General features: G+C 62.2%; 8 protein-coding genes. 5 read left to right on the top strand and 3 right to left on the bottom strand.

Features of this window, described 5'->3' with window-relative positions:
- The coding region (locus tag B3V69_RS10010; protein WP_296446141.1) for a biotin carboxylase N-terminal domain-containing protein at positions 1-2,162 on the bottom strand (2,162 nt) is incomplete at its 3' end.
- Between the two features lie 11 nt (positions 2,163-2,173).
- On the bottom strand, positions 2,174-3,790 hold the full coding sequence (locus B3V69_RS10005) for an AMP-binding protein (protein WP_296446139.1): 1,617 nt from the start codon (positions 3,788-3,790) through the stop codon (positions 2,174-2,176).
- Between the two features lie 113 nt (positions 3,791-3,903).
- Here B3V69_RS10005 and B3V69_RS10000 point away from each other — a divergent pair, with 113 nt between their 5' ends.
- From B3V69_RS10000 to B3V69_RS09980, 5 genes are all read left to right on the top strand, one after another.
- A complete protein-coding gene (locus tag B3V69_RS10000; RefSeq protein ID WP_296446137.1) occupies positions 3,904-4,545 on the top strand; it encodes a TetR/AcrR family transcriptional regulator in 642 nt (213 codons plus the stop codon).
- Positions 4,546-4,626: 81 nt separating this feature from the next.
- Complete coding sequence (locus tag B3V69_RS09995; protein ID WP_296446135.1) at positions 4,627-5,871, top strand: branched-chain amino acid ABC transporter substrate-binding protein; 1,245 nt, start codon at positions 4,627-4,629, stop codon at positions 5,869-5,871.
- 536 nt (positions 5,872-6,407) lie between these two features.
- Entirely contained in the window at positions 6,408-7,541 is a 1,134-nt protein-coding gene (locus tag B3V69_RS09990; protein WP_296446133.1) for an acyl-CoA dehydrogenase family protein, read from the top strand.
- A 24-nt stretch (positions 7,542-7,565) separates the two neighbouring features.
- The gene (locus B3V69_RS09985) at positions 7,566-8,765 is read left to right on the top strand and encodes an acyl-CoA dehydrogenase family protein (RefSeq protein ID WP_296446131.1); all 1,200 of its coding nucleotides are present in this window, start codon (positions 7,566-7,568) and stop codon (positions 8,763-8,765) included.
- On the top strand, positions 8,765-10,381 hold the full coding sequence (locus B3V69_RS09980; RefSeq protein WP_296446129.1) for an AMP-binding protein: 1,617 nt from the start codon (positions 8,765-8,767) through the stop codon (positions 10,379-10,381). The genes B3V69_RS09985 and B3V69_RS09980 overlap by 1 nt, the downstream gene beginning before the upstream one ends.
- A gap of 42 nt (positions 10,382-10,423) precedes the next feature.
- On the opposite strand, the gene B3V69_RS09975 is transcribed toward B3V69_RS09980, so the two are convergent.
- Positions 10,424-10,695: AMP-binding enzyme (locus B3V69_RS09975; RefSeq protein WP_414707505.1), on the bottom strand; the 272-nt coding region annotated here is incomplete at its 5' end.

Below are 10,695 nucleotides of genomic sequence, written 5' to 3'. Positions count from 1 at the left end.
TGCGCCAGACCCAGCATGCGGTCCTTCTTGTGGTGGTTGCGCATGCCTTGCGTGCCGGCCAGCACGGTGTAGTCGTAGGCCATCACGACGCAGCGCGACTTCTCCGGTCCAAACAGATCGGCGTTGACACTGCCCAGACCGGTGACCATGCCATCCGCCGGCGTATTGGCAACCAGGTCTTGCAGCGAGCGGCGACGGGCTTGCGCGGCGATCGCCAGCGCGCCGTATTCAATGAAGCTGTCGGGGCTGTCCTGTAAATCGCAGAGGTCGGTTATGTTCTCGCGAGCGGTGCGGCTGCCGGTTTTACGGCGGCGTGCCACCGCTTCCGGTCGGTTGGCATCGAGCGTGAATGCATGGCGGTCTATGACATGTTGCAGGTCGGATCGGATCTGGTCAAGGTCGGCGTTGTGGGCCGCCTGTGCGACCTCCACCGCGACCTCGACCTCCATCGTCTCCAGTCGCACCAAGGTCTGGCCCTGGGCGAGGTAGTCGCCCAACGCAACCCGAATCTCCAGCACGCGACCGGCCGCGTGGGACAGCAGCACATGCTCCATCTTCATGGCTTCCAGCACGGCGATTTGGCCACCGGCCGGCACGACGTCGCCAACGGCCACGTCGAGCTGCACCAGTTTGGCCGGCATCGGCGCACGCACCGCGCTGAATCCGTCGTTGTCTTGCTCAGGCTGAATGCCAAATGAGGCTGTAGCCCCCGTTGTATTTGCGTATGCCGCTACATTTTTTATAGCATATTGAATATCAATGACTTGTGTTGCGGCCAGCAACTCCGGCAGATGCGCCTCTACAAAGCGCGTGTGTACCTGCTGCGAATCAAACTCAGGACGCGCCCCGAGCGCCTGCAGCAAGGACAGGTTGGTCGCCATGCCCTCAATCTGGCATTCGTCGAGCGCCCGGCGGGCCCGGCGTGCCGCGTCGGCAAAGTCATTGCTGCGGGAACGCACGATGAGCTTGGCCAGCAGCGTGTCGTAATGCGGTGACGGGGCACAGCCGGGGTAACCATGCGTGTCCACCCGGATACCGGGGCCCGAGGGCAAGTCGAATCGCAGCAACGAACCGCCGGAAGGTTTGACCTGGCCTTGCGCGTCCAGCGTTTCCGCGTTGATGCGCCATTGCACAGCAAAGCCTTGCGCACGCGGTGGCGCAGCAGGGTTGAGCCCCAGCGCCATCAAACTTTGACCCGCCGCCACGCCAATTTGCAGTTGCACCAGGTCCAGGCCGGTCACTTCTTCGGTAACGGTGTGTTCCACCTGCAGGCGCGGATTGGCTTCAATGAAGACATAAGGCAGATCGTGCGACGCTTCATCCACCAGAAACTCGAAGGTTCCCAAACTGCGGTACTTCACGGTCTGCGCGAGCTTCAACGCATCTCGCGTGATGCGCTGACGCAGTGCCTCGGGTAACGACGGACTCGGGGCAATTTCCACCAGCTTCTGAAAGCGCCGCTGTAACGAACATTCGCGCTCGCCCAGCGACATGACCTGGACACCGTCGCCGATGATTTGAATTTCGATATGGCGGGCGCGCGTCATCAAGCGTTCGACATAAACACCGTCCACATCAAAGGCCGCACGGGCCTCCGACACGCAGCGCGCGTAGGCTTCAGGCAGATCTTTGGCGTCGAGCACCGCGCGCATGCCGCGACCGCCACCGCCACCAATGGCTTTGATCATCACGCCGACGGGCACGGCGCCGGTATTCTGTGCCGCAAAAAAGGCCTGTGCCTGTTCCAGGCTCACTGCGCCCGGGCTACCGGGCATCAGCGGCACGCCACACTCTTGTGCGAGCGCACGGGCGCGGGCCTTGTCGCCAAACAGCGCAAGCTGCTCCACCGTGGGGCCAATGAAGGTGATGCCAGCGTCCGCACAGGCCTGCGCAAAGTCGGCGCGCTCGCTCAAAAAACCATAGCCTGGGTGCACCGCATCGCAGCCAGTTTGCTGCGCAATCGAAATAATGCAGGCCATATCCAGATAAGCCGAAGGCCCCCTGGCGCCCAGTGCCACCGCTTCATCCGCTCGACGCACATGCAGCGACTCGGCATCGTCCTGCGCATAGACGGCAACGCTGCGCATACCCAAATCTTGCACGGCACGAACCAGTCGCAGGGCGATCTCGCCCCGATTGGCAATCAGAATTTTCTTGAACACGTGGCTTTCCTTCAGATTTGCTCTTTGAGCAGGCGGCGTAACACTTTGCCGGCCCCGGTGGCCGGCAGGGCATCGATGAATTTCACTTCGCGCGGTGCCTTGTAGACGGCCATGTTGTCGCGCGACCAGGCCACGAGTTCGGCGGCGCTGGCCGACTGACCCGGCTTCAGCACGACAAAGGCTTTCACCACCTCGCCCTTGTCCGGGTCGGGCACGCCAATCACCGCCGCCTGGGCGATGGCCGGGTGCTTGGTCAATATGGTTTCGACCTCTTCGGGAAACACACTGTAGCCCGAGACCTTGATCATTTCCTTGAAGCGCCCCATGAAAGTGAGGTAGCCCTCGGCGTCCAATTTTCCCATGTCGCCGGTGTAGACCCAGCCGTCGCGCAGGGTCTGGGCGGTGGCCTCGGGCTTGTTCCAGTAGCCTTTGAAGACGCCGGCGCTGCGCAGCACGATCTCCCCGGCCTCGCCGCAGGCGCATTCACGGCCAGAGTCGGCTTCCAGAATGCGAATCTCGTTGCCGGGGATCGCCTTGCCTTGCGTGCCCCAGCGGATCGCATCGTGCGGCATGTAGGTATCCACCGTGTGGGTCTCGCTCAACCCGTAGGAGGCTTCGAAGGAATTGCAGTTGACGGCCAAGGTCTTCCATTGCGCAGCCAGCGCCTCGGTAAACGTAATGCCGAAGCTGGTTACCGGATTCATGCGCAGGCTCGACAAATCAAAGTCCGCAGCACCCGGCACCTGCATGGCAAAGACATTCATGGGTGCAATGCTGTACCACCACGTGACGCGGTGCCGCCCGATCGCCTGCAGCACGGCCACCGGGTCAAAGCGGAACAGCAGCACCGAGGTGGCGCCCGCGAACACGGTGACGTTGATGCCCATCACCATGCCGGCAATGTGATACAGCGGCGCCACGGCCAGCAACACATCGTCCGCCACCACGCCATTGCAGTTGGCCGCCGCCGCCGACTTGTACAGGGCGTTGCGGTAAGTGAGCATGGCGCCCTTGGGCAAGCCGGTGGTGCCCGAGGTATAGGTCATTAGCGCGACGTCGTCCATGTCCAGCGCGACCGGGGGCGGCACCGCATGGCCCTGGGTGGCGGCCATGAAGTCTTCCACGTCGGCGGGCAGAGGCCGGGCTTGGCTTTTCATGGCCAACAGCTCAGCCGGGACGTCCACACTGGGCTGCTCCGGCAACAGGTCGGCGTAACGCACGGCAAACACATGGGCCAGCGCCGTCTTGGCGCGCACCTGCGCCACCACCGGCAGCAGGTTGTCGGCGGCGACGATCACGCGCGCCTTCAGGTCGCCCAGCTGGTATTCGAGCTCGTGCTCCTTGTTGAGCGGCCCACACGGGCAGACGATGGCGCCGAGTTTCTGGATGCCGTAGTGCGCCATCACGTACTGCGGGCAATTGTTCATGAAGAGCGCGACCGGCTCGCCCTTCGCCACGCCCAGGGCCGCCAGGCGGGCGGCGAAGGCATCACTGGCGCGATCGAGCTCGGCATAGGTGATGACCTGGCCATACCAGAGATAGGCCGCCTTGTCGGGCTGCGCTCGCGCATGGGCGCGCAGGTACTCGTGCAGGGGTACATCCAGTTGGGGGAATTGAGCTGTCTCCATGGTGTCTCTTTCAGGGTAAGTACGTAGTAACCGGACGGTCCGGGCTCTTGCCAATATATACCAATCGGTAGAATAATTCTACTGACTGGTAGTACACAGGTGACAATCAATTCATGACCGTATCCCATTCCCAGGCACGCGCCAGCCGGCAGAAGAGCATCACACCCGGAACGGACGAAAAGCGCGAGCGCATCCTGAAGGTGGCCGAACGCCTGTTTGCCGCCCAGGGTTACACCAATACCACGCTGGAGCAGATCGTGCGGGAGCTGGGCGTCAGCAAGCCGTTTGTGTATTACTACTTTCACAATAAGCAGGAGATTTTTGAGACCCTCTCCTGGCGCCCGGCCGTCGAGTGCTTCACCACGATGGACTTTTCCGCGAATGACATGCGGCCCGCCGTCGTGAAGGTCACCGAGGGTCTTGAGCGCCTGATCCGCGCCACCATCGCCCACCAGCCTGCGGCGTTTTTCCCCTACCGCGAACCGCAGGTCTACCGCCCTGAGTACCTTGCCGCCCAAAAGAAGCTGGCCAATCATTTCTATGACCGCCTGTGCCCGCTGCTGGAGCAGGGTCGACGCGACGGCATGCTCGACTTTTCCGAGACCCGGATCACCGCACTGGCAGCGTGCAGCATTCCGGGTTTTCTCTACAACTGGTACCGGCCCGACGGCCGCCTGGCTCCCGACGACATGGTGCGCGAGCTCTCCAAGCTGGCGTGGCGCGTCATCGGCCTGCGTGAATGCCCGCCCGCCTGAACCCTTGACGCTCTTTCATCCACGGTCTCCATCCACCCCTTGCAAGCCTCCCCACCACGTCCCAACCCAAAGGAAAATCTCATGAAACACCTGATCACCCCTGTTGCCTTGGCCGTCGGCCTGTTCGCCGGGTCGGCCCACGCCCAGCAAACTTTCAAGATCGCCTATATCGACCCCTTGAGTGGCCCGTTCGCCAATGTGGGGGAGTTGATGCTGAGCCACGTGCAGTATGGTGTCGGCGAAGTCAACGCCAAGGGCGGCGTGCTCAAGGGCGTGAAGCTGGAGTTGTTGAAGTTCGACAGCAAGCTCTCCGCGCAGGAAAGCCAGAATGCGCTGCAGGCGGCCATTGACCAGGGCGCGCGCGTCATCGTCACCGGTGGCTCGGGCTCCTCCGTGGTGGCGGCACTGGTGGACGCCGCCTCCAAGTACAACGAGCGCAACCCCGACAAGGCCGTCATCGTGCTGAACCACTCATCGATTGACCCCGACCTGACGGGCAAACGCTGCAACTTCTGGCACTTCCAGTTGGAAGCCAATACCGCGATGAAGATGAAGTCGCTGGCCAACTACATCAAGAAGCAGCCCGACATCAAAAACGTCTATCTGCTCAATCAGGACTATGCCCATGGTCGGCAGTGGGCCCGCTACGGCCAGGAAATGGTGGGGCTGGCACGCCCGGACGTGAAGTTTGTCGGTCAGGATTTTCATGCCATTGGCCGGGTCAAGGATTTCTCGCCCTATATCTCGAAGATCAAGGCCACTGGCGCGGACACGATCATTACCGGCAACTGGGGCAACGACATGACGCTGCTGCTCAAGGCGGCAGGCGACGCCGGTGCCAACTACCGCTATTTCAACCACAGCGCGGGCGCCATGCCCGGAACGGTACTGGCGGTGTCTCAGTCCAAGATCGGCCAGCTCACCTGGGTCGCCGAGTGGCATCCAGGCGAGGCCGGCGTACCCAAAGTTGAAGCGCTGGCCAAAGCCTACAAGACCAAAACCGGTAAAGACTTCCTGGCACCGCGCATCGAGTTCACACCGCTTTTTCTGGCAGCGGCCATCAACAAGGCGCAGTCGCTGGACACCCACAAGATCGCCAGTGCCATGGAGGACCTGACCTTTGACTCGGTGGTGGGCCCGGTGCGCATGCGTGGCGAAGACCATCAGCTGCTGCTGCCCCAAGTGGTTAACACCATCGCCCCCGTGGACGGCAAGACCGTGAAGGTCGGCTGGGAAGGCACCAACTATGGCTTTCGCACCGATGCCGTCTACTCCGGCAACGAGTTGGCGCAGGGCACGGAATGCAAGATGGTACGGCCGCTGTAAAGCCGGGCAAAGCGACATTGCCACCTGGCGCAGCGCGCTCGCACTCGGCTTCGCTGGGCAGTCCGCGCTGCGCGGGCGGATGTTGCGCTGCTCCGCGCGTTGACCTGCCGTCGGACCAACTCCGTTAAACGATTTTCCGCAGATTCGGGTTTGTGCGGATGACAACAAGTAAAACCGGGTCCATGATTTTAAATATGTTATAACAAATAACTAATTTTTCATTTATTTAGTTTACCGACTCACGTGATCGCCCCCGCCGCTTGCAGACTCAGGAGACACGACATGACCTTTACCCGAGGTTCTATTCTCAAAGGCGGCACCGCTGGCGAGGGTGCGGTCGCCCTCGGCTATGGCGCTGGCTACCGCGCCCCTCCTACCCAAGTTGAAGGCGATGATGGTGGCGCCGTGCCCGGCCGCATGTCGCCCAGCGCGACTGGGAGACGTTCGATCGCAACCCGCAGGTGTAGCAACGCTATCTTGCGGTGTAGATGCCGCACACCATCCATTTTTTCAAGAACCGTTTAAGGACATTTTGTATGGATCTTCAATATTCGACCGAACAGATGCAGCTTCGCGAAAGCGTGGAGCGCTTCGTGCGCGAGGAATACGGCTTCACGCGCCGCCGCCAGCTCGCCGCGAGCGAGGCGGGCCACGATGAACGCTGCTGGCAGCGCTACGCCGATTTCGGCTGGCTTGCCGTGCCGTTCCGCGAGGAAGACGGCGGCATTGGCGGCGACGCCACCGACACAGGTATCGTGATGGAGGGCGTCGGCCGTGGGTTGCTGCTGGAACCTTACCTGGCCAACGTGGTGCTTGCCGGCGGCATGTTGAGCGCACTGGGCGGCAAGGGACAAAAGGCCGAGTGGCTGCAGCCGATGATGGCGGGTGAGCGGAAACTGGCGCTGGCCTATGCCGAAGCAGACGCACGCTACGAGCTCGCTTTCTGCGCCACACGCGCCACGAAAACGGGTGACCGCTACTTGATCGATGGCAAGAAGACACTCGTCTACGGTGGGGGCGTGGCCGATGCCTTTGTCGTCATCGTTCGCACATCGGGCGAATCCGCCGACCCGCAGGGACTCACAGCACTGCTGGTGCCGGCCGGCACCGCCGGCCTGAGCCAGCGCCGCTACGCCACACACGACGGCAACCGCGCCGCTGAACTGACGTTCCAGAGCGTCAGCGTCGCGGCATCGCAGGTGCTGGGCGAGGAAGGCCAGGCGTTCGCCGCGCTCGAACGGGTTATCGACCAAGCCATCGCTGCGGTCGCGTCCGAGGCGGTCGGCGCGATGGCTGCGCTGGTCGACATGACGCTCGACTACCTGAAGACGCGATCACAGTTCGGCCGACCCATCGGCACCAATCAGGCGCTGCAGCACCGTATGGTCGACATGTACATTGCGCTCGACGAAGCGCGCTCGATGGCCTTGTACGGCGCGTTGATGCTGGTCGAACCCGATGCGGCCAAGCGGCGCAAGGCGCTTTCAGCCACAAAAATCGAGATCGATCGCACCGCTCGGCTGGTCGGCCAGGAGGCAGTTCAGTTGCACGGTGCGATGGGCGTGACCGAGGAACTCGCGGTGGGCCACTACTTCAAGCGGCTGTCGATGATCGGCGTGAGCTTCGGCGACATGAGCTGGCATTTGCAGCGGCATGGTCAGGTGGCCTGAGCGGCGACCACACAGGAAATCACCATGGAACTGACCTTGTCGCTGCAGGAGCAGGCGTTCGCGCATGAAGTGCGCGCGTTCATCACCGGAAATTTGCCGGTGGATATCGAAAAGAAGGTGCGCCTGGATCACCACATCGAGCGTGACGACCACATGCGCTGGCAGCAGATTCTCGGACAGCGCGGCTGGTTCACGGGTGCCTGGCCCAGGGAGCACGACGGTCATGCCTGGACAGCCGTGCAGAGCTACATCTTCAACACCATCGCCGGCGAGATGAATTGCCCCGAACTGCAGGTCTTCGGCCCGTCGATGGTGGGCCCGGTGATCTACACCTACGGCACGCCCGAGCAGAAGGCGGAGCATCTGCCGAAGATTCGAGATTCTTCGGTGTTCTGGTGCCAAGGCTACTCGGAGCCGGCCGCAGGATCCGACCTCGCGGCACTGTCGACCCGCGCCGACGACGATGGTGATTACTACCTCGTGAATGGTCAAAAAATATGGACCTCGTATGCCCATTGGGCGGACTGGATCTTCTGCCTGGTGCGCACCAGCCGCGAGGAACGAAATCAGCGCGGCATCTCTTTTTTGCTGATAGACATGAAGACGCCCGGCATCGAGGTGCAACCGATCCGCATGATGGACGGCAGCCACTCACTGAACGCGGTGTTCTTTACCAACGTGCGCGTGCCAAAACACAATCGCATCGGTGAGGAGGGCAAGGGCTGGACCTACGCGAAGTTCCTTCTTGAGCACGAGCGGGTCGAAAACGCCAATTTGCGCTTCATTACGCAAGAACTGCTTAAACTGCGGCGCATCGCGTCGACGGCGAAGTCCAAGAGCCGGCCACTGATTGACGATCCGTTATTCTCGGCCAAGGTGAGTGCGGTTGAGGCGCAGTTCAAGACCCTGGAAGTCGGTGTACTCCGGCTACTGTCGAATATCCAGGCCGGGGTGCCGGCCGGTGCGGGCGCTTCGTCGTTCATCAAGGTCCGCGGCACGGAGATCGCGCAACGCGTTCTGGAGCTTATTCTCGAAGCCACCGGTCCCGATGCGCAGCCCTATCAGCCGGAGTTGCTTTTCGGCACCGGTACGGCGGAGTTGATTGGGCCGGACCATTCAGTGACGCCCGCGTCCAGCTACTTCTGGCGACGTGCGATGACGATCTACGGCGGCAGCACCGAGATCCAGAAGAACATCATGGCTAAACACGTGCTGGGATTGTGATGAACACCGACAACAACGAACCCAACTACTTGCAGGGCGAAAAACCGCTGCACGAATACCTGCGCCAGCATGCCCGCCAACAAGGCGGCAAGACCGCCGTGCTGTGGTACGGTCGCGAGATCAGCTATGCAGAACTCGACCGGTACAGCGATGCGTTTGCGGCGGCGCTGCGGCAGATCGGCGTGGATCGCGGCGACCGTGTAGCGTTGTTCATGCAGAACTGCCCTCAGTACCTGATCGCGCATTTTGGCATTCAGAAGCTGGGCGCCATCGTGAGCCCGTGCAGCCCCATGTTCAAGTCGCACGAGTTCGCCTACCAAGTGGGCGACCTGGGGGCAAAGGCCATCGTCGCCGCCGATCACCTTGTCCCCATCATTCAGTCGGTGCGTGAGCGGGTGAACGTGGCGCATGTGTTCAGCGTGCGCTACAGTGACTTCCTGCCCGACGAACCCACTGTTCGCGTGCCGGATGAGGTGGCCGCAAGAAGAGAGACTCCGTCCGGGACTATCGACTTCTGGGACGTCATCCACCGCGCAGTGTCGTTAGCCTCGGTACCCGACTTGTCGATGGACGATGTGGCGTTGATGACCTACACATCGGGCACCACGGGCATGCCCAAGGGCGCGATGCTCAGCTACCGCAACGCGCTGTACAAGACAGCGGTCGGCGAGGAGATGTTCCGCAGCCGCAGCGACGACGTGGTCCTGGCGGTGGCGCCTCTGTACCACATCGCCGGGATGATCTGCGGTTTGACAATGCTCGCTTACGCCGGTTCGACCATCGTCTTGCTCAACCGCATGGACCCGCTCGCGGTGCTGCAAGCCATCGACCGCCACCGTGTGACATGGTGGTATGCCATGGCACCGATGCTGGTGGCGGTCATGAACGAGCCTGAGGGCGGGGGTTTTGACCGATCGAGCCTGCGCACCACGATAGCCACCAGCTTTGGCATCAAGCTCACCGAGGAGCTTGCCCAGCGCTGGAGCCGCTTCGCCAACAACTGTCTGGTGTACGAGGCCGGCTACGGCCTGTCCGAAACACACACCAACGACGTGCTGATGCCGCGCGATGCCGTGCGCTGGGGCACCAACGGCATACCCGGGCGCGGCGTGGAGCTGAAGATCATCGCTCCCGGTGGCGAGGAAGTGCCGGTGGGCCAGAGCGGTGAAATCATCCTGCGCAGCCCAGGCGTGTTCAAGGGCTACTGGAACAAGCCCGAGGCCACGGCCGAGGTGCTGCGAAACGGCTGGGTGCACACCGGCGACATCGGCAAGGTCGATGCGGACGGTTATGTCACCTTCATCGGCCGTGTGAAGGAAATGATCAAGGTCTCCGGCTTCAGTGTGTTCCCCGAAGAGGTGGAGGCCATTTTGATCCTGCATCCCGACGTGGGCCAGGTGGCGGTGATCGGTGTTCCCGACGCCGACAAGGGCGAGGTGGTCAAGGCCTTCATAGTGCCCAAGGTCAAGGGGCGCATCGACATCGGTCAGCTCATGGCGTGGGCACGCGAGAACATGTCGCACTACAAGGTGCCGCGCTCGGTAGAGTTGAGGGAGGCACTGCCGGCAACGGGGACGGGGAAAGTATTGAGGAGGTTGTTGAAGGAAGCCGTTTGACCTTGCCCCGGACGCCGGCACAAGCTGCGCCGTCGTTGCGGCCTAGGATTCCACCAGCAATCGCCGCAGCAACTTGCCTGTTGCAGTCGCTGGCAGCTCGTTGCGGAACACCACCGTGCGCGGCACCTTGTAGTGCGCCATGTGCTGCAGACACCACTCGATGATTTTGACCTGCGCGCGTGCGCGGTCGACGCCATTGCCGCGGCTTACGCGCTCTGCTGCTGCGGCCTTCAGTACCACATAGGCCTGCAGTGCCTCGCCACGGTTCGGGTCAGGACAGCCCACCACGGCGGCCTGGCGCACGTCGGGATGCA

The sequence above is a fragment of the Rhodoferax sp. UBA5149 genome (assembly GCF_002413825.1).
In the GTDB taxonomy this organism is placed as follows: domain Bacteria; phylum Pseudomonadota; class Gammaproteobacteria; order Burkholderiales; family Burkholderiaceae_C; genus Rhodoferax.
Note: the sequence above shows the minus strand (reverse complement) of the source record. Positions and strands in the feature narration are given on the sequence as shown.

Excerpts from the sequence above, each read along its gene's own strand:
- B3V69_RS10005 (WP_296446139.1), bottom strand. The coding sequence starts at position 3,790 with ATGGAGACAGCTCAATTCCCCCAACTGGATGTACCCCTGCACGAGTAC.
- B3V69_RS10000 (WP_296446137.1), top strand. The coding sequence starts at position 3,904 with ATGACCGTATCCCATTCCCAGGCACGCGCCAGCCGGCAGAAGAGCATC.
- B3V69_RS09995 (WP_296446135.1), top strand. The coding sequence starts at position 4,627 with ATGAAACACCTGATCACCCCTGTTGCCTTGGCCGTCGGCCTGTTCGCC.
- B3V69_RS09990 (WP_296446133.1), top strand. The coding sequence starts at position 6,408 with ATGGATCTTCAATATTCGACCGAACAGATGCAGCTTCGCGAAAGCGTG.
- B3V69_RS09985 (WP_296446131.1), top strand. The coding sequence starts at position 7,566 with ATGGAACTGACCTTGTCGCTGCAGGAGCAGGCGTTCGCGCATGAAGTG.
- B3V69_RS09980 (WP_296446129.1), top strand. The coding sequence starts at position 8,765 with ATGAACACCGACAACAACGAACCCAACTACTTGCAGGGCGAAAAACCG.